The 20,742-nt window shown below is 72.6% G+C and carries 17 protein-coding genes; 4 read left to right on the top strand and 13 right to left on the bottom strand.

What is annotated here, in order from left to right; translation table 11 throughout:
• Nucleotides 1–53 precede the first annotated feature (53 nt).
• From eno to L0965_RS15685, 8 genes are all read right to left on the bottom strand, one after another.
• Nucleotides 54–1,334 carry a phosphopyruvate hydratase gene (eno, locus tag L0965_RS15720; RefSeq protein ID WP_060959801.1) on the bottom strand — a complete coding sequence of 427 codons (1,281 nt, stop codon included), beginning with the start codon at nucleotides 1,332–1,334 and terminating at the stop codon, nucleotides 54–56.
• A 109-nt stretch (nucleotides 1,335–1,443) separates the two neighbouring features.
• The gene (locus L0965_RS15715) at nucleotides 1,444–2,112 is read right to left on the bottom strand and encodes an O-methyltransferase (protein WP_101306023.1); all 669 of its coding nucleotides are present in this window, start codon (nucleotides 2,110–2,112) and stop codon (nucleotides 1,444–1,446) included.
• A gap of 31 nt (nucleotides 2,113–2,143) precedes the next feature.
• Entirely contained in the window at nucleotides 2,144–3,148 is a 1,005-nt protein-coding gene (locus L0965_RS15710; RefSeq protein ID WP_101306022.1) for a DUF1648 domain-containing protein, read from the bottom strand.
• A complete protein-coding gene (locus tag L0965_RS15705) occupies nucleotides 3,145–3,510 on the bottom strand; it encodes a GntR family transcriptional regulator (protein ID WP_101306021.1) in 366 nt (121 codons plus the stop codon). The genes L0965_RS15710 and L0965_RS15705 overlap by 4 nt, the downstream gene beginning before the upstream one ends.
• A 67-nt stretch (nucleotides 3,511–3,577) precedes the next feature.
• A complete protein-coding gene (locus tag L0965_RS15700; protein ID WP_101307201.1) occupies nucleotides 3,578–4,363 on the bottom strand; it encodes an SGNH/GDSL hydrolase family protein in 786 nt (261 codons plus the stop codon).
• Between the two features lie 101 nt (nucleotides 4,364–4,464).
• A complete protein-coding gene (hisS, locus tag L0965_RS15695; RefSeq protein WP_232784052.1) occupies nucleotides 4,465–5,736 on the bottom strand; it encodes a histidine--tRNA ligase in 1,272 nt (423 codons plus the stop codon).
• Nucleotides 5,737–5,767: 31 nt separating this feature from the next.
• The gene (locus tag L0965_RS15690; RefSeq protein WP_101306019.1) at nucleotides 5,768–6,511 is read right to left on the bottom strand and encodes a MazG family protein; all 744 of its coding nucleotides are present in this window, start codon (nucleotides 6,509–6,511) and stop codon (nucleotides 5,768–5,770) included.
• A complete protein-coding gene (locus tag L0965_RS15685) occupies nucleotides 6,475–7,626 on the bottom strand; it encodes a Na+/H+ antiporter NhaA (protein WP_060959806.1) in 1,152 nt (383 codons plus the stop codon). Before L0965_RS15685 ends, L0965_RS15690 begins: the two co-directional genes overlap by 37 nt.
• Before the next feature lie 163 nt (nucleotides 7,627–7,789).
• Between L0965_RS15685 and L0965_RS15680 the strand changes: the two genes are divergently transcribed.
• Nucleotides 7,790–10,462 (top strand): phosphoenolpyruvate carboxylase, encoded by a 2,673-nt coding sequence (locus L0965_RS15680; protein WP_061782183.1) that lies wholly within the window; start codon nucleotides 7,790–7,792, stop codon nucleotides 10,460–10,462.
• A gap of 30 nt (nucleotides 10,463–10,492) precedes the next feature.
• Here the strand turns inward: L0965_RS15680 and L0965_RS15675 are convergent, their stop codons facing one another.
• Nucleotides 10,493–11,092, bottom strand: a complete 600-nt coding sequence (locus tag L0965_RS15675) for a gamma carbonic anhydrase family protein (RefSeq protein WP_101306018.1) — start codon at nucleotides 11,090–11,092, stop codon at nucleotides 10,493–10,495.
• Between the two features lie 116 nt (nucleotides 11,093–11,208).
• On the opposite strand from L0965_RS15675, the gene gdhA reads away from it, so the two are divergent.
• Both gdhA and L0965_RS15665 read left to right on the top strand, forming a co-directional pair.
• Nucleotides 11,209–12,567 carry an NADP-specific glutamate dehydrogenase gene (gdhA, locus tag L0965_RS15670; protein WP_060959809.1) on the top strand — a complete coding sequence of 453 codons (1,359 nt, stop codon included), beginning with the start codon at nucleotides 11,209–11,211 and terminating at the stop codon, nucleotides 12,565–12,567.
• The gene (locus L0965_RS15665; RefSeq protein WP_101306017.1) at nucleotides 12,564–14,003 is read left to right on the top strand and encodes a basic amino acid/polyamine antiporter; all 1,440 of its coding nucleotides are present in this window, start codon (nucleotides 12,564–12,566) and stop codon (nucleotides 14,001–14,003) included. Before gdhA ends, L0965_RS15665 begins: the two co-directional genes overlap by 4 nt.
• Nucleotides 14,004–14,014: 11 nt before the next feature.
• On the opposite strand, the gene mfd is transcribed toward L0965_RS15665, so the two are convergent.
• Entirely contained in the window at nucleotides 14,015–17,641 is a 3,627-nt protein-coding gene (gene mfd, locus L0965_RS15660) for a transcription-repair coupling factor (protein ID WP_101306016.1), read from the bottom strand.
• A 102-nt stretch (nucleotides 17,642–17,743) separates the two neighbouring features.
• Here mfd and L0965_RS15655 point away from each other — a divergent pair, with 102 nt between their 5' ends.
• Complete coding sequence (locus L0965_RS15655) at nucleotides 17,744–18,451, top strand: hypothetical protein (protein ID WP_198553691.1); 708 nt, start codon at nucleotides 17,744–17,746, stop codon at nucleotides 18,449–18,451.
• 43 nt (nucleotides 18,452–18,494) lie between these two features.
• On the opposite strand, the gene pth is transcribed toward L0965_RS15655, so the two are convergent.
• The 3 genes from pth to L0965_RS15640 all read right to left on the bottom strand — a co-directional run bounded on the left by pth (nucleotide 18,495) and on the right by L0965_RS15640 (nucleotide 20,643).
• The gene (pth, locus tag L0965_RS15650; protein ID WP_060959811.1) at nucleotides 18,495–19,079 is read right to left on the bottom strand and encodes an aminoacyl-tRNA hydrolase; all 585 of its coding nucleotides are present in this window, start codon (nucleotides 19,077–19,079) and stop codon (nucleotides 18,495–18,497) included.
• An 82-nt stretch (nucleotides 19,080–19,161) separates the two neighbouring features.
• Nucleotides 19,162–19,785: a 50S ribosomal protein L25/general stress protein Ctc gene (locus tag L0965_RS15645; protein WP_060959812.1), complete on the bottom strand. Its 624-nt coding sequence runs from the start codon at nucleotides 19,783–19,785 to the stop codon at nucleotides 19,162–19,164.
• Between the two features lie 441 nt (nucleotides 19,786–20,226).
• Nucleotides 20,227–20,643 carry a shikimate kinase gene (locus L0965_RS15640; RefSeq protein WP_101306015.1) on the bottom strand — a complete coding sequence of 139 codons (417 nt, stop codon included), beginning with the start codon at nucleotides 20,641–20,643 and terminating at the stop codon, nucleotides 20,227–20,229.
• Between the last annotated feature and the right edge of the window lie 99 nt (nucleotides 20,644–20,742).

Below are 20,742 nucleotides of genomic sequence, written 5' to 3'. Positions count from 1 at the left end.
TACGTGGCGCTCACGCGCCCGCCGTACGCCGCCCCGATCGGTTCAGCGAATCCTCAGCCCTTGAAGCGGGGGAACGCCGCGCGTCCGGCGAAGACCGCGGCGTCGCCGAGCTCCTCCTCGATGCGCAGCAGCTGGTTGTACTTCGCGACGCGCTCGCTGCGGGCGGGCGCACCGGTCTTGATCTGACCCGCGTTCACCGCGACGGCGAGGTCGGCGATGGTCGTGTCCTCGGTCTCGCCGGAGCGGTGCGACAGCATCGAGCGGTACCCGTTCTGGGTGGCCAGCGAGATCGCATCGAGCGTCTCCGAGAGCGTCCCGATCTGGTTCACCTTGACGAGCAGGGCGTTCGCGACGCCGAGGTCGATGCCCTTCTGCAGGCGCACCGGGTTGGTGACGAACAGGTCGTCGCCGACGAGCTGGACCTTCGAGCCGATCGCGTCGGTGAGGTGCTTCCAGGCGTCCCAGTCGTCCTCGGCGAGGGCGTCCTCGATCGTGACGACGGGGTAGTTCGCGACGAGGTCGGCGAAGTAGTCGGTCAGCTTCTCGGCCGACCACGCCTTGCCCTCGACGGTGTACACGCCGTCCTTGTAGAACTCGGTCGCGGCGACGTCCAGACCCACGGCGACGTCCTTGCCGGGGGTGAAGCCGGCCTTCTCGATCGCCTTGATGAGGAAGTCGAGGCCCTCGCGGTTGCTGGGCAGGTCGGGGGCGAAGCCGCCCTCGTCGCCGAGACCGGTGTTGTAGCCGGCGGCCTTCAGCTCGCCCTTGAGGACGTGGTAGACCTCCGTGCCCCAGCGCAGGGACTCGCCGTAGGTCTCCGCACCGATGGGGGCGAGGAAGTACTCCTGGAAGTCGATGCCGTTGTCGGCGTGCTCGCCACCGTTGATGACGTTGAACAGCGGAACGGGCAGCACGTGCGCGTTCGGGCCGCCCAGGTAACGGAACAGCGGCAGGTCGGCCGCGTCGGCGGCCGCCTTCGCGACGGCCAGCGACACGCCGAGGATGGCGTTCGCGCCGCAGCGCGACTTGTTCTCGGTGCCGTCGGTGGCGATGAGGATCTCGTCGATGACGCGCTGCTCGCTCGCCTCCACGCCCTCGATCGCGGGGCCGAGCTCGTCGATGACGGCGTTGACGGCCTTCAGCACGCCCTTTCCGCCGTAGCGGCTCTTGTCGCCGTCGCGCAGCTCGTACGCCTCGAAGGCGCCGGTGGATGCGCCCGACGGGACGGCCGCGCGCTGGACGATGCCGTCGTCGAGCAGCACCTCCACCTCGACGGTCGGGTTGCCACGCGAATCCAGGATCTCGCGTGCGCCTACAGCCTCGATCAGTGCCACAGGGGACTCCTTGCTTGTGGAGGGTGAACCTTGGAGCGTCACGGGTGTGTCTCGGCTCCGTCCTTGAGTCTAGTGACCTGGATGGCGGGGCCACATGCGCGGCACCGGATCAAACGACCAGCGCGAGCGCGATCCCGTCCCAGCCCTTCGCGTCCAGCGTCTGCAGGGCCGTGGCCGTGAAGCGCGGGTCGTCGCGGAGCATCTGCAGCCCCGCCCGGACGCCCCGCACTTGAGGGCTGGGATCCTCGGCATCCGCCACCCGTCCCGCCCGCACCACGTTGTCGACCACGATGAGCGTCCCCGGCCGGCCCAGGCGCGCGGCCCAGTCGAGGTAGACGGTGTTGGACTCCTTGTCGGCGTCGATGAAGACGAGGTCGAAGGGAGCCTGATCCTCCAGCGTCGGCAGCACGTCGGCTCCGCGACCGACGCAGATGTCGACGCGCTCCCCCACCCCGGCGCGATCGATGCTGCGCCGTGCGACCTCGGCGTGGCGGGGTTCGGCCTCGATCGTCACGACCCGGCCGTCATCGGGGATGCCGCGCGCCAGCCAGATGGTCGAGTACCCGCCGAGCGTCCCGATCTCGAGCACACGGCGCGCTCCGCTGAGGCGTGCGAGCAGCCACAGCAGCTTGCCGCCCGTGGGCGCCACTTCGATCGCCGGCATGTCGGCGGCGCGCTGGGCCTGCACGGCCGCGTCGAGGCTGTCGTCGGCGTCGACGAGCGTGTCGACGAGGTAGCGGTCGACCTCATGCGCGGCCGCGAGGGAGAGCTCGGTCATGGCTCCACCCAACCGCCTCGGCGCGGCCGGGTCAACGCCCCGCGGCGCGCTCCGCCTCGGCGGCGAGCAGCGCCGCCCCGGTGCCGGCGTCGTCGACGGTGACCGTGAACACCCGCCGGTCGCGGCGCGTGACGCGTATTCCGGGTCCGGTGCGCAGCACGACGCCGAAGCCGCCGCCCGGGGCCCAGCGCAGCCCCCAGCCGCCGAACTCCCCCATGGGGTTGACCTCGACCACCTCCACGCGGTCGATCTCGGCGAGCGGGAGGTGGATCCGCGGGAAGCCGGTCGCCGAGTTGACGGTCAAGCCCGTCGCATCGACGCGCACGTGGAAGACCGCGGTCGCGGCGATGACCGCGGCCATCAGAACGATCAGCACGATGAGGATCGTCGCGGCCACCGCGCTGCCGCTGACGGCCACGGTGAGGATCGTGACGACGACCAGCAGCGCCAGGGCCGCACCGAGCACGATGAGACCGCCCCGCGCGAGACGGACGCTGCGCAGCCAGACGGCGCGCTCCCCGCTCGACAGGGGCGGGGAGATCGCCGCGGTCGTCGGAGTCGACACGATGCGCTCGTGGGGCTGGAGGAACCAGGCGAGGACGCCGACCGGGACGGCGACGACGGCCGCGACCAGCAGCCAGGGGAGGACGGACGGCCCGGCCGCGGCCTCCGCGACGCCCCGCTGCATCAGCACCGACGACGTGGTCAGGACCGCGGTGAACACGGACGTCGCCCCGGCGAGGGCGCCCATCATCCGGTAGGCGGGGCCGCGGTCGCCGCGGCGCAGCCCGTTGAGCGCGGAGGCCGCGATCAGCAGGGGCACCCCGAGCCCGATCGCCGCGGTGGAGAGCACCGCCACCGCGAGGGGGCCGTAGCCGTCCGGCCCTCCGTCGACGCCCCAGTGGATGGCGATCGGGTCGGGCAGGGAGGCGCGGGCCCCCAGCTGCAGCAGCACGGCGACGAGGGTGGCGACGACGGGGATCGCGACGGCGACGACGAGGAAGCGGGAGACGGCGCGCGGCCGCGGGGTGGTCATGGTGACTCCTCCGGATCGGATGTGTGGTGGATGAGCGCGGCCAGCGCCTGCGGCGACAGTCCGCGGGAGCGGGCGCGCGCGACGAGGTCGGTGATGTCGGGCTGGAGCTCGGCCAGGCGATCCGCCGCGACCGTGACGACGGCGCCGCGACCGCGGTGCATCGAGACGAGACCCTCGTCGCGCAGCTGCTGATAGGCGTGCAGCACGGTGTGCAGGTTCACGTCGAGCGCGGCGGCGACCTCGCGCGCCGAGGGCAGGCGGTCTCCCGGGCGGAGACGGCGGGCGAGGGCGTCCGCGCGGACGGATGCCGCGATCTGCGCGAACAGCGGCACATCGCTCGTCGGATCGGTGCGGATCAGCATGCGGCCTCCGCATCCATTCTATGACAACTAGAACAGTTGGGAGGTCCGCGCGGCGACCGCCGCGGTCTCACTCCCGAGCCAACGCCCCCTCGGCGAGCGCGGCGACGATCTCGGGCACGAGCGCGTCCGCCGTGCGCCGATAGCCCAGGGCACTCGGGTGGAAGCGGTCCAGGCTGAACATGTCGTCCGGGTTCTCGACGAACATCGGGCCCACGGTGCGGCGCAACGAGACGACGCGGGCGCCGGCGCGGCGGGCCGCGGCCGCCTGCGCGTGGGCGAGCTGACGCGAGGCCTGCGCCCCCAGAGCGCGCAGCGGCTGAGGCACCGGACGCAGCGCCCCCAGGTCGGGACAGGTGCCGACGACGACGGCGGCGCCCGTCGCCCGCAGGCGCCGCACCGCCTCCTCGAGATCGGCGGCCGCCCCCGACACCGGCGTGCGGTGGGTCACGTCGTTGCCCCCGACGATGATGACCGCGGCATCCGGCCGGTAGCCGCCCGGGAGACGGTCGAGCTGGCGCGCGAGGTCCTGCGACTGCGCGCCGACCGTCGCGACCGTGCGCAGCTGCACAGGGCGTCGGAGGAACGCGGCGATGCCTTTGGCCAGCCGCGCGCCGAGCACGTCTTTGGCGCGGTCGGCCCCGAGCCCGGCAGCGATCGAGTCGCCGACGACCACCAGCTCGATCGGCTCCCCCGGCAACTTCGAGCGCCAGAGCCGATCGGCATCCAGAGCGATCTCGCCGAGCGGCTTGCCGATGCGGCGGCGCGCGATGGCCGCCTGCCGGGTCAGCACGCTCCGCGTGATCAGGGTCGCCGCCGCGGCCGAGACGACCACGGCGACCGCGGCGGCGCGCATCGCCACACGGCGTCGCGGCGCGCCGCTCCGGCCCGGTCGGGTGTTCACGTCGCCGATTCCACCCCGGCCAGGTGAACGGTCGGTGTCGGCGCGGCGCGCGATCAGCTCAGCGGCTTGACCTCGAGCGCCGCGGCCTCCTGCCCCGCCGCGACGGTCGCGAAGGAGGTGTAGCCGTCGGCGGCGGCCCGCTCCAGCAGCGCCTTGAGGTTCTTCGTGCGCTGCTCGAGACGCACCCGCGCCCCCTCCGCCACGAGTGCGGACTTGAGTGCGACCAGCTCCTCCACCGGCACGTCGCGGTCGTGCACGAGGACGACCGCGGTCGCGCCGCCCTCGTCGGACGCCTCCAGCAGATCGACGATGCGCTCGAAGCCGATGGAGAAGCCGACCGCGGGCACCTGCTGGCCGAGGAATCGCCCGATCATCCCGTCGTAGCGACCGCCGCCGCCCAGGGAGTAGTCGACGCTCGGGTGGGCGAGCTCGAAGATCGTGCCGGTGTAGTACCCCATGCCCCGCACGAGGAACGGGTCGAACACCAGTGGGGCGCCCGCCCCGCCCTCGCCGGCGAGCCCCCGTGCGGCCGACACCGCGGAGCCGATCGCCACGAGATCGGCGACCACGTCGTCCGGTGCCCCGTCCGGAAGGGCCCCGCGGATCTGCCCCTCCCCGTACGGGCGGAACTCGCGCGTCTGCGGCCGGCGCAGGAAGGCCTCGAACGCATCGACGGCCGCTGCGGTCACGCCCCGTCCGCGCAGCTCGGCGGCGACACCGTCGGGGCCGATCTTGTCGAGCTTGTCGATCGTGATCAGCACGCCGGCACGCTCGGCGTCGGCGAAGCCGAAGCTGCCGAGCATCCAGTCGAGGACACGGCGGTCGTTGATGCGGATGCTGCCGCCGACCAGCCCGAGAGCGTCGAGGGTGTCGAGGCTCGCGACCAGCAGCTCCGCCTCGGCGCGCCCGGTCGCGTCGCCGATGATGTCGATGTCGCACTGCACGAACTGGCGGTAGCGCCCCTTCTGGGGACGCTCGGCGCGCCACACCGGCGCCATCTGGATCGAGCGGAAGACCGCCGGCAGCTCCGCGCGATGGGTCGCATAGAAGCGCGCGAGGGGCACCGTCAGGTCGTAGCGCAGGCCCAGGTCGCTGAGGGCGGCCGCGTCGTCGGCGCCGGCGCGGACGGCGTCGGCATCCAGCCCCCGCTTGAGGACGTTGAAGGCGAGCTTCTCGTTGTCGCCGCCGATGCCCGCGTGCAGGCGGTCGTAGTCCTCCATGACGGGGGTCTCGATCTCGTCGAACCCGTGCGCACGGTAGCGCTCGCGGATGACGGCGAGCACGCGCTCGCGACGGGCCTTGTCGGCGGGGAGGAAGTCGCGCATGCCGCGCGGCGGGTTCACGGATGCCACGGGATCATTCTTCCAGGTCGGCTCCGGCGCCCCGCGCCTCGACCTGTCGGATGCCGCCCTCCAACGTGCGGACGGCGCCGCGCAACGCTCGCTCGGCGTCCCAGCCCCGTTCCCGCGCGAGCGCGACGAGCCCCAGCAGCGTCGCCCCGAGCTCCTCCTCGCTGCTGGGCGCCACCCCGTCCGCGAGCGGTGCGGACGGCGCATCGGGGAGCGCAGCGGCGCGACCGAGGACCTTCTGGGCCAGCGCGAGGGAGGGCATGTGCGCCGAGACGCCGTCGAGCACCGACCGCCGGTCGCGCTTCTCGGCGGCCTTCGCGGCGTTCCAGTGCACGAGCACCTCCTCGGGCGTGGTGGCCACGGCATCCCCGAAGACGTGGGGGTGGCGGCGCACCATCTTCTCCGCGAGGGCGTCGGCGACGTCGTCGATGTCGAACGGATCGTCCGGGTCTTCGGCGGCGACGGCGGCGTGGAACAGCACCTGCCAGAGCAGATCGCCGAGCTCCTCGCGCAGGTCGGCGCGCGTGCCGGCCTCGACCGCGTCGATCAGCTCGGCCGACTCCTCGACGAGGTAGGGCACGAGGTCGTCGTGGGTGATCTGCCGCGACCACACGCACCGCTCGCGGACGGCGCGCATCACGTCGGCGGCGCGGCGTAGCGCATCGCCCGACGGAGTGGACGACGCCGGGGACGACGCCGGCGATGCCGAAGGTGTCAGGAAATCGCCGGGACCCGGCGTCGGTGATGCCATGCCCGCCACGATACGAGGATCCCGGCCGCGACGAGCGAGATCGCGGAGCCCGCCAGCACGCCGAGGGTCGCCTGATCGCGGATGCCGGGGTCACCGGCGAACGCCAGCTCGCTCAGCAGCAGCGACACGGTGAACCCGATGCCGCCCAGCGCGCCCGCGGCGAGCAGGTCTCCCGCGGCCAGCCGCTCCGAGGGAGCGACGCGCAGGATCCGCTGCGCGAGGCCGCCGGCGAGGCCGATGCCGATGATCTTGCCGAGGGGCAGCGCGACGAGCACGCCCCAGAACGCCGGCGAGAGCTCTCCCGCCGACACTGCGGGGATGGTCACGAGCGCGGCGCACAGGGCGAACAGCGGGAGGATCAGGCCGTTGACCCACGGCTCGATCGCGTGGCGCGTGCGCATCGCCGGCTGCTGCGCCATCACGAGTCCCAGCACGACGCCGGCGATCGTGGCGTGGACGCCGGACTCGTGCACGGCGTACCACGTGCCGAGCGCCGACACGGCGAGACCCGCGATCGCGATCGGCCGCGCCCGGGTGTCGAGGAGTCGGCTGCAGACGGCGAAGACGACGACGAGCACGACCGCGAGCAGCAGCATGGCGGTGTCGACGTCGGAGGTGAACAGCACGGCGATGAACACGATGCCGACGATGTCGTCGAGGATCGCCAGCGCCAGGAGGAAGACCCGTACCGCGGGCGGAAGGCCACGGCCGAAGACGGCGAGCACACCCAGCGCGAACGCGATGTCGGTGGCCGTCGGGATGGGCCACCCGGCCGATGTCGCCGGCGTCCCGGCGATCGCCAGGTACAGCGCGACCGGCACCAGCACGCCGCCGGCCGCGGCGATCGCCGGCAGCACGGCGCGCCGCGCGGAGGCGAGCTGCCCGCTCGTGAGCTCGAACTGCAGCTCCACCGCCGCGACGAAGAAGAACACGGCGAGCAGACCGTCGGAGATCCAGTGACGCACCGAGAGGTCCACGACGCCGGGGATGCCCAGGTGCGCATCGGCCACGGCGAACGCGGCATCGCGCAGCGGCGAGTTGGCCAGCACGAGGCCGGCGGCGGCGGCGAGCAGCAGCAGAACGGCGGGGAAACGCGCGGATCGCAGCAAGGACATGGGCACTCCGAGGGGTCGACGGACGGGAATCGCCGACCAGACTTCCCGGCACACCGGAATGCGGACTCCGAACGGGTCTCAGCCCCGGACTCTGCACGGTTTCACACCAGGCTGAATCATACCCCGTGACAAAGGTGAAACACCGTGCCATTAGCGTGGTGTCATGCGCGAACTCACCCGAACCGAAGCGATCGACCTCGTCGGCCGCGACGAGGCCGAGAACGAACTGCCCGAGCGCCTGCGCGCCGACGTGCGCATGCTCGGTGCGCTGCTCGGTCGCGTCCTGCGCGAGAGCGGCTCCCCCGGCCTGTACGACGACGTCGAGCGCCTGCGGCTCGCGACCATCGCCGCCTACACCGACGAGTCGCCGGAGGCGTTCGAGCGGGCCGCGACGATCGCGGAGTCCTTCTCCGTCGAACGCGCCGACGAGGTCGCGCGCGCCTTCACGGTCTACTTCCACCTCGTCAACCTCGCGGAGGAGCACCAGCGGGTGCGCGTGCTGCGCGAACGCGACGGCCGTCCGGAGAAGGAGGATGCCGCCGACTCCGTCGCCGCCGCCTTCGTGCGCCTCGCCGCCGAGGTCGGCGACGACACCGCGCTGCAGCGCCTGCAGGACATGCGCTTCCACCCCGTGTTCACGGCGCACCCCACGGAGGCGCGTCGGCGCGCCGTGTCCACCAGCATCCGCCGTCTCGTGACGCTGCTGACCGAGCACGACGCCTCGCTGAACGGTGGCGCCGACGAGCGTCGGGCCGAACGCCGCATGCTCGAGGAGATCGACACGCTCTGGCGCACCGCGCCGCTGCGCGCCGAGAAGCCGACGCCCGTCGACGAGGTCCGCGCCATCATGGCCGTCTTCGACGAGACGCTCTACACCGCCGTCCCGCACGTCTACCGCCGCGTCGACGACGCGCTGCAGGGGCCCGCCGCCGGCGGACGCGCGCCGGTCGTGCGTCCCTTCGTGCGCCTGGGCACCTGGGTCGGCGGCGACCGCGACGGCAACCCCTTCGTCACCGCGGCGGTGACGAAGAAGGCGGCCGCGATCGGCGCCGAGCACATCCTGCTCGGCCTGGAGCGCTCGGCCGATCGCATCGCGAAGACCCTCACCCTCTCCGCCGACACGACACCGCCCAGCGACGAGCTCCTCGCACTCCTGCAGCGCCTCGCCGACGCCGACGAGGACGGCGCCGCGGATGCCGCCAAGCGCGCCGCCGTCGAGCCGCACAAGCGTGCGATGCTGCTCATCGCCCGCCGGATCACGGCGACCCGCGGGCGCGACGCCGATCTCGCCTACCGCGACCCCGAGGTGCTCCTGCGCGACCTGCGGATCGTGCAGCAGTCCCTCGTCGAGGCCGGCGCACCCCGGCAGGCCTACGGCCACCTGCAGCAGCTGCTGTGGCAGGTGGAGACGTTCGGATTCCACCTGGCCGAGCTCGAGGTGCGCCAGCACTCCGCCGTCCACGCCAAGGTGCTCGCCGAGGCCGCCGGCGGCGAGCCGCTGAGCACCCAGGCCGAAGAGGTGCTCGAGGTGTTCCGCACGATCGCGCAGATCCAGCACCGGTACGGGCCGCGCGCCGCCGGGCGCTACATCGTGTCGTTCACGCAGTCCGCCGGCGACCTCGCCGCCGTCCACGAGCTGGCCCGCCTCGCGGTCGGCCCGGGGGGCACGCCGCCGGTGCTGGACGTGATCCCCCTCTTCGAGACGTTCGCCGACCTGCAGGCCGCCCCCGGCATCATGGCCGAGATCGTGGAGCACCCGCAGTTCGCGGCGCGGCTGGAGGCGACCGGCCGCCGCCTGGAGGTCATGCTCGGCTACTCCGACTCGTCCAAGGACGTCGGCCCGGTCGCGGCGAACCTCGCGCTGTACGAGGCTCAGGCCAAGATCGCCGCGTGGGCGAAGCAGACCGGCATCCACCTCACGCTCTTCCACGGGCGCGGCGGCGCGCTCGGACGCGGCGGCGGACCGGCGAACTCGGCGATCCTCGCCCAGCCCCCGCACTCGGTCGACGGCCGGTTCAAGCTCACCGAGCAGGGCGAGGTGATCTTCGCCCGCTACGGCGACACGAACATCGCGATGCGCCACATCGATCAGGTCGCGGCCGCCGTGCTCCTCGCCTCGGCGCCGTCGATCGAGAAGCGCAACAGCGCCGCCGCCGAGCGCTACGCCGAGGTCGCGGCGACGATGGATGCCGCATCGCGCGAGCGGTTCTTCTCGCTCGTGAAGGCCGACGGCTTCGCCTCCTGGTTCGCGACGGTGACCCCGATGGAGGAGATCGGGCTGCTCGCGCTCGGCTCCCGCCCCGCCCGGCGCGGCCTGTCCGTCGAGTCGCTCGAAGACCTCCGCGCGATCCCGTGGGTGTTCGCCTGGTCGCAGGCGCGCATCAACCTCGCCGGGTGGTTCGGTCTGGGCTCCGCGCTCGAAGCCGTCGGCGACGTCGAGCTCCTGCGCCGCGCCTACGCGGAGTGGCCGCTGCTGCGCACCGTCATCGACAACGTCGGCATGAGCCTCGCGAAGGCCGACGGGCGCATCGCCCGCCGCTACCTCGACCTGGGCGACCGTCCCGACCTCGCCGCCCTCGTCGTCGACGAGCTGCAGCTGACCGGCGACTGGGTGGTCCGCATCGTCGGCGGGGACGAGCTGCTCGCCAACAAGCCGGTGCTGCAGCGGGCCGTCAAGATGCGCAGCCCGTACGTCGACGCGCTCTCGCTGCTGCAATTGCGCGCCCTGCGCACGTTGCGCACCGGCGAGCACGACGAGGCGGATCTGCCGCAGTGGCAGCGACTGCTGCTGCTCAGCGTCTCCGGCGTCTCGGCCGGACTGCAGAACACGGGGTGAGCCGCCCCGCGCCCGTGACGCCGCGCGGGCTCAGTCCGCGCGGCGGTCGTCGGCGTGGCGCGCGAGCGCCGCGCCGTAGCGCTCGGTGAGCTGGATCATCAGATCGGGCGTGTCGCGGTCCAGGCCGAAGACGAAGCCGGGGAAGTCCAGCTCCTTCTGCAGGGCCCAGATCTCCTCGTGACGGTCGGGCGACAGCATCCGTGCGGGATCGCCCACCGCCACCCACCCGATCGGCACGACCGACTCCGGGGGCAGCGCGGTGCGCACGTGCACGATGGCGCCGATGCGCACCTCCGACCGGTCGCCGATGCGCGCGCCGTTGAACACGCGCGTGCCGGTGGCGAGGAACACCTCGTCGCCCACGGTCGCCCCCGAGATACTGGCGGTCGGCCCGACCAGGACGTGGGAGCCGATGTGGACGGGGTGCACTGCGCTGGCGCGGATCAGCGCGTTCTCCATGACGATCACGTGCGTGCCGAGCGTGATCGGGCCGCCCTCGGCGGTCAGCACGGCGCCGTGGAGGATCTGGCATCCCGCGCCGATCTCCACGTCCCCCGAGATCACCGCCGTCGGCGCGACCACGGCGTCGGGGTGGATGCGGGGCCGGGCCCCGAGGTGTTCGAACTGCATGATCGACCTCCCGACCTCACCCTAGGGCGCCGCCGCCGAGCCGTCGAGGCTCTGTCGGAGCCCCATTAGGGTGGGACAGGCCGAACCACCCGGGACTGCGGCCGGAAAGCTCCACCGTGACAGAAACCCTCACCTCCCTGCCCTCTTCCGTCGCCGCCGTCTTCGACGCCGTGGTCGACCGCAACCCGAACGAGCCCGAGTTCCAGCAGGCCGTGCACGAGGTCGTGAACTCGATCGCGCCGGTCATCGAGAGCCGCCCGGAGTTCGCCGCGGCCGGAGTCCTCGAGCGCATGGTCGAGCCGGAGCGACAGATCATGTTCCGTGTGCCCTGGGTCGACGACCAGGGGCGGGTCCGCGTGAATCGCGGCTTCCGCGTGCAGTTCTCCTCGGTGCTGGGCCCCTACAAGGGCGGCCTGCGGTTCCACCCGAGCGTGAACCTGTCGATCGTCAAGTTCCTCGGCTTCGAGCAGATCTTCAAGAACGCGCTCACCGGTCAGGGCATCGGCGGCGCCAAGGGCGGCAGCGACTTCGATCCCCGCGGGCGCTCGGATGCCGAGATCATGCGGTTCTGCCAGGCCTTCATGAACGAGTTGTACCGGCATCTCGGCGAGCACACCGACGTCCCCGCCGGCGACATCGGCGTCGGGGGCCGCGAGATCGGCTACCTGTTCGGGCAGTACCGCAAGATCACCAACCGTCACGAGTCGGGCATGTTCACCGGCAAGGGCGTGCAGTGGGGCGGGGCGGAGGTGCGCACGGAGGCCACCGGCTACGGCGCCGTCTTCTTCGCGGAGGAGATGCTCGCGGTGCGCGGACGGTCGATGTCGGGTCGCCGGGTCGGTGTCTCCGGCTCGGGCAACGTCGCGATCTATGCGATCGAGAAGGCGCATCAGCTCGGGGCGATTCCGGTGACGGCGTCCGACTCGTCGGGGTATGTGGTCGACGACGAGGGCATCGACGTGGGCCTGCTCCGTCAGGTGAAGGAGGTCGAGCGGGCACGGATCTCGACGTACGCCGACCGCCGCGCCTCCGCGCGCTTCGTCGAGGGCGCCCGCCCGTGGGAGGTCGCCGTCGACATCGCGATCCCCGCCGCGACGCAGAACGAGCTCGACGAGACGGACGCGCGGGCGCTGCTGGGAAACGGCGTCGGCGCCGTGTCGGAGGGCGCGAACATGCCCTGCACCCCCGCGGCCGTCGCCGCCTTCCAGTCGGCCGGTGTGCTCTTCGGCCCGGGCAAGGCGGCCAACGCCGGGGGTGTCGCGACCTCGGCGCTCGAGATGAGCCAGAACGCCGCGCGACAGCGCTGGAGCTTCGAGGACAGTGAGCGGAAGCTCCGCGCCATCGTCCGCGACATCCACCGCGCCGCGTTCGACGCCGCCGAGCGGCACGGGCGCGACGGGGACTACGTCGCGGGCGCCAACATCGCCGGGTTCGAACGCGTCGCCCAGGCGATGCTGGCGCAGGGAGTGATCTGACGGCCGTGTCCTCCGGAGCCGGCTCCCCCGCCCCCGCCACCGTCTCGACGCTGACCCTGTCGACGTTCGTCGTCGGCTCGATGGTCGGCGCCGGGGTCTTCTCGCTGCCGGGCACCTTCGCGGCGCAGACGGGGGTGGTGGGCTCCCTCGTCGCGTGGGCGGTGGCGGGCACCGGCATGCTCATGCTGGCGCTCGTCTTCCAGCGGCTGGCCGCGCGCCGGCCGGAGTTGGATGCCGGCGTGTACTCGTACGCGCGGGCCGGGTTCGGCCGCTACCTCGGCTTCCTGTCCGCGTTCGGCTACTGGGCGAGCGCCTGCGCGGGAAACGTCTTCTACTGGGTGTTCATCATGTCGACGGTGGGCGCGGTGCTGCCCGCCGTCGCCGGGGGCGACACGCCCGTGGCCGTCGCGGTGTCGTCCGCGGGATTGTGGACCTTCTTCCTGCTCGTGCGTCGCGGTACGCGTGAGGCGGCCGCGGTCAACCGCATCGTCAGCGTCGCGAAGGTGCTGCCGATCGTGGTGTTCGTGTTCCTGTGTCTGTTCGCGTTCGATCCGGCGGTGTTCGCCGCGAACCTGTCCGGCCCCGGCGACGTCCCGCTCTACGATCAGGTGCGCGGCACCCTGCTCGTCACGGTGTTCGCCTTCATCGGCGTCGAGGGCGCGAGCGCGTACTCGCGGCACGCACGCCGCCGCCGCGACATCGGGCGCGCGACCGTGCTCGGATTCCTCAGCGTGCTCGCGATCTTCCTGTCGGTGACGATCGTGTCCTTCGGCATCCTCCCGCGCGAGCGCATCGCGCAGCTGGCCCAGCCGTCGATGGCCGGGGTGCTCGCCGAGGTCGTCGGACCGTGGGGTGCGGGCTTCGTCGGCGTGGCGCTCATCGTGGCGGTGCTCGGGGCGTACCTGTCGTGGACGCTGATGGCGGCGGAGGTGCTGCTGGTCGCGGCGCGCGACGGCGACCTGCCCCCGGTGTTCGCCCGCACCAACGCCCGTGACGTGCCGGTCGGAGCCCTCACGATGTCGACGCTGCTCGTGCAGGCACTGCTGATCGTGGTGCTCTTCTCCACGAACGCGTTCGACGTCGCGCTCAGCCTGACCAGCGCGTTCGCGCTCATCCCCTACGTCCTCACGGCGGGGTACGGGCTGCGTGTGGCTCTCGCCGATGCCCGCTCCGACGGCTCGCGCGCGGTCGCCGGCGCCCTGGTCGTGGCCGCCTGCGCCACCGCCTACACCCTGTTCCTGCTCGCCGCCGCCGGAGGCCAGTACCTGCTGCTCGCGATGCTGGTCCTCGTGCCCGGCACGCTGCTGTTCGCCCTCGCGCGGCGCCGTCGCGGCGACCGCGTCTTCCAGCGCGGCGAGTGGGTCGTCTTCGCCGTCGCCGTCGCCGCGGCTCTCGCGGCGGCCGTCCTGCTGTCCGTGGGGGCGATCGAGATCTGAGCGCCCCGGGCTCAGGCCTCGACGGCCTCGGCGACCGGCAGCGGGTAGAGCTGGTCGATGAGCTGGCCGACCCAGGCGATCAGATCGCCGTCGGCCAGCGGCTCCCCCGCCGCCGTCGGCAGCGGCACGACCATCGCCTCGCCGCCGGCGAGGACCTTCGACTTCGGGTAGAGGCGCTGCAGCCGCACCCGCAGCGAGTCGGATGCCGGCGCCGGCACGACCCGCAGGTTCGGCCCCATCGCGACGACGTCGCTGAGGCCCGCGACGGCGGCACGCCGGCGCAGCCGGGCGATCGCGACGAGACCGTCGACCTCGCGCGGCGGCGTGCCGTAGCGGTCGGTGAGCTCCTCGATCACGAGATCGATGGGGTCGCTGGAGGCTCCGGCATCCCCGCCGCGCGTACGGGCGTCGGGCGAGGCGGCGGCCGAGAGCTTCTGGTAGGCCTCCAGGCGCAGACGCTCGCTGTCGATGTAGCTCTCCGGCAGTCGGGCGTCGATGGGAAGCTCCAGGCGCAGCTCGGTCGGCCCCTCCACGTCGTCGCCGCGGAACGTCGCGACGGCCTCGCCGATCATGCGCAGGTACAGGTCGAAGCCGACGCCGGCGATGTGGCCGGCCTGCTCGGCGCCGAGGAGATTGCCCGCGCCGCGCAGCTCCAGGTCTTTGAGGGCGACCTGCATGCCGCTGCCCAGATCGTTGTTCACCGCGATGGTCTCGAGCCGATCGGCCGCGGTCTCCGAGAGAGGCTTCATCTCGTCGTAGAGGAAGTAGGCGTAGGCGCGCTCGCGTCCGCGACCGACGCGTCCGCGCAGCTGATGCAGCTGGCTGAGGCCGTACTTGTCGGCGCGGTCGATGACGATCGTGTTGGCGTTGGAGATGTCCAGACCGGTCTCGATGATGGTCGTCGACACGAGCACGTCGAACCGGCGCTCCCAGAAGCCGTCGACGACCTCCTCCAGGGCGTGCTCGCCCATCTGCCCGTGGGCGACCGCGATGCGCGCCTCCGGCACGAGCTCGGCGAGGTGGGCGGCGACCCGCTGGATCGACTGCACGCGGTTGTGCACGTAGAAGACCTGGCCTTCGCGCAGGAGCTCGCGACGGATCGCGGCGGCGATCTGCTTGTCGCTGCGCGGACCGACGTAGGACAGGATCGGATGCCGGTCCTCCGGCGGGGTCTGCAGCGTCGACATCTCGCGGATGCCGGTCACCGCCATCTCGAGCGTCCGCGGAATCGGCGTCGCGCTCATCGCCAGGATGTCGACGTTGGTCTTGAGCTTCTTCAGCGCATCCTTGTGCTCGACGCCGAAGCGCTGCTCCTCGTCGATGATCATGAGGCCGAGGTCTTTGAAGACGACCTTCTCGGTGAGGATGCGGTGGGTGCCGATGACCATGTCGATGCTGCCCTCGGTGAGCCCCGCGAGGATCTCGCGCGCCTCCTTGTCGGTCTGGAAGCGCGACAGCGCCCGCACCTTCACGGGGAAGCCCGCGAACCGCTCGGTGAACGTGTCGAGGTGCTGCTTCACCAGCAGCGTCGTCGGCACGAGCATCGCGACCTGCTTGCCGTCCTGGATGGCCTTGAACGCCGCGCGGACCGCGACCTCGGTCTTGCCGAAGCCGACATCGCCGGACAGCAGGCGGTCCATCGGGATCGGCCGCTCCATGTCGGCCTTGATCTCCTCGATCGTCTGCAGCTGATCGGGGGTCTCGGCGAAGGGGAACGCCTCCTCCAGCTCGCGCTGCCAGGGCGTGTCGGGACCGAACGCGTAGCCCTTGGCCGCCATCCGGGCGGAGTACAGCTTGACGAGCTCCACGGCGATGTCGCGGACGGCCTTGCGCGCCTTGCCCTTCGCGGCGGCCCAGTCGCTGCCACCCATCTTCGACAGCGTGGGCGCCTCGCCGCCGACGTACTTGCTGAGCAGGTCGAGCTGATCGGTGGGGACGAAGAGCTTGTCGCCGGGATGACCGCGCTTGGAGGGCGCGTACTCGAGCACGAGGTACTCGCGCGTCGTCTTCACGGCGTTGCGGCCGCCGCTGGACACCTCGCGCTGCACGAGCTCGACGAAGCGGCCGATGCCGTGGGTGGCGTGCACGACGATGTCGCCCGCCTTCAGCTGCAGCGGGTCGACGACGTTGCGGCGCCGCGATGCGAGCTTCTTGACGACGCGGCTGTCGGCACCGATGGTGCGCCCGTAGAACTCCGCCTCGGTGAGCACCGCCAGTCGGGCGTCGGGCTGCTCGAATCCGCTCTCGAGCGCCCCGAGCACGGCGACGGCCACGCCCGGCTCGGGGGCTTCGGCCAGCGCGTCGACCGTGCGCGCCGCGATGCCGCGCTCGGCCAGCACGTCGCGCGCACGGTCGACGAGCCCGGCGCCGGAGGCCGCGATCACGACGCGCCAGCCGTCGGCGAGCAGGTCGCCCACGTGCGCCGTGGCGCCGTCGACGTTGCCCTGGAACGACGGCACCGCGGAGGCGGGGACGCGCACGACATCGGCCCGGTGCCCGCCGTCGATGCCCGCGAGGTCGGCCGCCGCGTCGGCGTCGCCCGAGTCGAACCCGCTCAGCGTCCACCACACACCGCCGCGCGCCGAGGTCGCCGCGCGCAGCTCGGGCAGGGCGAGGAAGTCGCCCGAGCCGAGATCGATCGGGGTGTCGGCGCCGGCGACGGCGGCGCTCCAGGCCGCCTCGAGGAACTCGCGGTTGGTCTCCCCCAGCGTCATCGCCCGACCCACCGCGCGCTCGGGATCGACCAGGGCCACCGCCGTCGCGGCGGGGAGATAGTCCACGAGCGGCACGACGGCGTCCGCGAGGGCCGGAAGGAGCGATTCCATCCCTTCGACCGGGATGCCTTCGCTCATCTTCTCGAGCATGCCGCGCAGGCCCGGGAACCGGTCGCGAAGACCCGCTGCGCGCTCGCGCACGGCCGGCGTCAGCAGCAGCTCACGGCTGGGCAGCAGGGTGACGGCCGCCACCTCGCCGGGCAACGAGCGCTGATCGGCGACGGAGAACGCGCGGATCTGGTCGACCTCGTCGCCGAAGAACTCGACGCGGTACGGGTGATCGGCGGCGGGCGGGAACACGTCGAGGATGCCGCCGCGCACGGCGAACTCACCGCGCCGCGACACCATGTCGACCCGGTGGTACGCGAGGTCGACGAGCCGGCGCGTCACCCCGTCGAGGTCGTAGCCGCGACCCCCTGCCGACAGCTCGATCACGCCGGCGTCGGTCAGCCCCGCCGCGATCGGCTGCAGCGCGCTGCGCACCGACGCGGTCACGATGAGGGGGTGGGAGCCGTCCCAGTGGTCGACGGCGCGCAGCACGGCGAGACGCCGCCCGACGGTCTCCGGCGACGGGCTCAGCCGTTCGTGCGGCAGGGTCTCCCAGGCGGGGAAGTGCAGCACCTCGGCATCCGGCAGGACGCTCGACAGCGCCGCGCCGAGCGCTTCGGCCCGCCGGCCGGTCGGCGCCACGGCGAGCAGGGCCGCCGGGTGTCCGGCGCGGCGGCGGCGCTCGACGAGTGCCGCGAGGACGGGCGCGTCGAGTCCCGCGACGAGCGAGAAGTCGGTGTCGGCGAGCGCGGACTCGACGGCTTCGCGGACCGTGTCCGCCTGGATGAGGGCGCGAACGATCCCGGAAACTGTCACCGGAAGAGTCTACGGCGCACCGCCGACACCGGACGCTGCGCGCCGCTCGCCGCGACGCCGCTCCGACGCGCGCCGAGCGGCGGCTCTGCCTAGGATGAGCACGTGAGCGACAACCCGCAGCCCGCTGCGCCCCTCGAGCCCACCGCGCCGGCGGCCCCCGCAACGAGCGGCGGCTACGTCCAGCCCGCTCCCGGGGCGCCTCCCGTCTACGTCCCGCCGGCGGCCGTCCCCCACCCCGCGGCGCCCCCTCAGGCCGCCCCCTCTCCCGTCGCCGCTCCGGGCGCGCCCGCGCCGAGCTCCGCGCCGGCACCCGCGCCGACGTACGGCGCCGCCCCGACTCACGGCGCCGCCCCGACCTATGCCACCGCACCCGGGTATCCGGGCGCGGCGGCACCCGCCGCGTCGCCGTCACGCGCCCTCGGCACGATCGCGCTCATCGTCGCGATCGTCGCCGTCGTCCTCGCGACGGTGCTGAGCACCGTCACCGCGTTCGCCGCCGCCAGCGGGGCGGTCGCACACGCGGGGGTGTCTTCGACCGCGGCGCTGGAGAACCTCTCCGACGACCAGGTGCTGGCACTGCTCAGCCCCGTGCGCGGCCTCGTGCTCTGGGCCGAGATCGGCTTCTGGGCGGGGACCGTCCTGGGCCTGTGGGCCCTCGTGCAGGGCATCGTCGCGATCGCGACGCGGCGCGGGCGCGGGCAGGGCATCGCCGCCGTCATCGTGGCCGCGGCCGGCCCGATCCTCTACGGCGTCGCCGTCACGGCCGCGGTCATCGTCGGTATCGTCGCCGCGACGCCCGTGTACTACTGAGCCGCCCCGGTCCGAGAACGGACGCCCGGCCTCGCCCGCGAGGTCAGGAGCGCGGTGCGTGGTGCTTCTGCTGCGCCGCGAGGAGGCCGTCCTCGACGAGCAGCTCCACCGCGTCGGCGGCGTCGGAGACGAGCACGGGCAGCGCGGCGCGCTCCGCGCTCGAGAACGGGTCGAGCACCCAGTCCGCGGGATCCTGTCTGCCGGGCGGGCGACCGATCCCCACCCGCACCCGCGGGAAGTCCGGCGTGCCGAGAGCCTTCGCGACGTCGCGGATGCCGTTGTGACCGCCGTGACCGCCCCCCGTCTTCAGCTTCACGGTGTCGAAGGGGATGTCGAGCTCGTCGTGGACGAGGACGATCCGCTCCGCCGGGATGTCGTAGAACCGTGCCAGCTGGGAGACGGGACCGCCGGAGACGTTCATGAAGGAGTTCGGCGCCGCGAGCACGAGCTTCGCGCCGCCGGGGCGCAGCCAGGTCTCCGCGACCCGGGCCTGGGCCTTGTGCGCGCGCAGCGTCTCGGACCGGCGGGCGGCGAGCTCCGCGATCACCATCTGCCCGACGTTGTGCCGGGTGCTCTCGTACCGTGCGCCGGGGTTTCCCAGGCCGACCACGAGCCAGGTCTCGGGCATGTCCTCTCCTCCACTGATCGCGGGACGACGAAGCCCGCCCCACCAGTATCGGTGGCGGCGGGCTCCGGTCATGACGCGTCGATTACTCGGCGGCCTCTTCCGACTGCTCCTCGGCGACGGCCTCGTCGGCCGCCTCGATCTCGTCGGCCTCGGCGTTGGTCGCAGCCGGCACCGAGATGGCGACGATGAGCGTCTCCGGCTCGGTCACCAGCGACGCGCCCGCGGGCAGCTTCAGGTCGGCGGCGGTGATGTGGGTGCCGTCCTCGAGTCCCTCGACGTCGACCTCGACGTTCTCGGGGATGTGGGTGGCCTCGACCTCGAGCGACACCGTCGCGTTGTCGAGGTTGACGATCGTGCCCGCGAAGGGCTCGCCCAGCACGACGACGGGAACGTCGACCTGGACCTTCTCGCCCTTCTTCACGACGAGCAGGTCGATGTGCTCGATGATCTGGTGCACGGGGTCCTTCTGGACGTCCTTGACCAGCGTGAGCTGCTGCGTGCCGTTCACGTCGAGCTCGAGCACCGCGTTGGCGCGGCGGATGAGCAGCGCGACCTGGTGGCCGGGCAGGGCGACGTGCACCGGGTCGGTGCCGTGGCCGTAGATGACGGCGGGGATCTGGCCGGCGGCGCGCAGGCGGCGGGCGAAGCCCTTGCCGAAGTTCTCGCGAAGCTCGGCGATGACCTTGGTGTCGGTCTCGGTCGACATGATGGATTCTCCTTGCGGGCTGTGGCGCCCTGGTCTGGGTCTGGGTCTCGACTCGAACGTGTGCACGTGAGGAGAGCCCGCCCGGACTGTCGTCCGAGTCGCGTGGGCCCGCAACACCGCGTCGATCACGGATGCCGGTGCGAGTACGCGCGGCATCCCTCGCCGAGGGAGGACATCAGTCTATCAGCGACCCCGCTAGCATGGAGACGGTGCCCGGATCGGGCGCGCTCGCGCGGCCGCGGCCCCGCTCACCCGTCTCTCACTCCGGAGGAACCCATGGACTACGGCTGGATGTCGCACGCACTCCTGTGGATCATCGGCCTCATGTCGGTGGGGGCGACGGTCGCCGTCATCGGGGCCCTCTTCACACTCGGCCGCTCCGGCTACCGCAAGGACTGATCCGGTACCGCCGCGCCGCGCCTCCGCCCGGGGCGGCGCACCTCACGGCGCCGTGAGCAGATCGGCGACCCGATCGACCACGGCCTGCAGATCGGTGCCCGCCGCCAGGCGGAAGCCCGCCTCGTCCTGGGTGAGGGGCTCGCCGACGCTCTGGCGGCCGACCAGTTCGACGAAGACGACGTCGCGCACGCGCGCGCGCACGGCGTCTCGGGCGACGCGGGTGAGGGGGCCCGTCGTCACCACGACCGCAGACGCCTCCACGAGGACGAGACGAAGCGCATCCAGCCAGATCTCGGCATCCGACGCCGCCGGCGTCGATTCCCCGCGGCGACGCCGCCGGCGCGCGGGCGGCCGCAACTCGTCGCCGTCGATGTAGCGGGCACGCAGGCGCGCGGCGAGCGCTGCTCCGGTGAGCTCGACCGCGGCATCCGTCGACCCCATCAGTACGATCCGCGCCATCTCGACCTCCGTTCGGCATCCCTCGGCCCGCCGCCCCCGTGCCCCCGACGCGCCTCGATTCGAGCGTATCGGGGCGACGGCCGGTGCACGCTCCCCCGC

Origin of the sequence: Microbacterium sp. NFH-22A-Y (genome assembly GCF_021401375.1) — a bacterium.
Taxonomy (GTDB): Bacteria; Actinomycetota; Actinomycetes; order Actinomycetales; family Microbacteriaceae; genus Microbacterium; species Microbacterium hominis.
The sequence above is the reverse complement of the archived record's forward strand: the minus strand, read 5'-3'. Positions and strand labels throughout refer to the sequence as shown.

What these genes read in the sequence shown, in the direction of transcription:
- L0965_RS15715 (WP_101306023.1), bottom strand. Translation starts at nt 2,112, where the DNA reads ATGACCGAGCTCTCCCTCGCGGCCGCGCATGAGGTCGACCGCTACCTC.
- L0965_RS15710 (WP_101306022.1), bottom strand. Translation starts at nt 3,148, where the DNA reads ATGACCACCCCGCGGCCGCGCGCCGTCTCCCGCTTCCTCGTCGTCGCC.
- L0965_RS15705 (WP_101306021.1), bottom strand. Translation starts at nt 3,510, where the DNA reads ATGCTGATCCGCACCGATCCGACGAGCGATGTGCCGCTGTTCGCGCAG.
- L0965_RS15700 (WP_101307201.1), bottom strand. Translation starts at nt 4,363, where the DNA reads ATGCGCGCCGCCGCGGTCGCCGTGGTCGTCTCGGCCGCGGCGGCGACC.
- hisS (WP_232784052.1), bottom strand. Translation starts at nt 5,736, where the DNA reads ATGCGCGACTTCCTCCCCGCCGACAAGGCCCGTCGCGAGCGCGTGCTC.
- L0965_RS15690 (WP_101306019.1), bottom strand. Translation starts at nt 6,511, where the DNA reads ATGGCATCACCGACGCCGGGTCCCGGCGATTTCCTGACACCTTCGGCA.
- L0965_RS15685 (WP_060959806.1), bottom strand. Translation starts at nt 7,626, where the DNA reads ATGTCCTTGCTGCGATCCGCGCGTTTCCCCGCCGTTCTGCTGCTGCTC.
- L0965_RS15680 (WP_061782183.1), top strand. Translation starts at nt 7,790, where the DNA reads ATGCGCGAACTCACCCGAACCGAAGCGATCGACCTCGTCGGCCGCGAC.
- L0965_RS15675 (WP_101306018.1), bottom strand. Translation starts at nt 11,092, where the DNA reads ATGCAGTTCGAACACCTCGGGGCCCGGCCCCGCATCCACCCCGACGCC.
- pth (WP_060959811.1), bottom strand. Translation starts at nt 19,079, where the DNA reads ATGCCCGAGACCTGGCTCGTGGTCGGCCTGGGAAACCCCGGCGCACGG.
- L0965_RS15645 (WP_060959812.1), bottom strand. Translation starts at nt 19,785, where the DNA reads ATGTCGACCGAGACCGACACCAAGGTCATCGCCGAGCTTCGCGAGAAC.
- L0965_RS15640 (WP_101306015.1), bottom strand. Translation starts at nt 20,643, where the DNA reads ATGGCGCGGATCGTACTGATGGGGTCGACGGATGCCGCGGTCGAGCTC.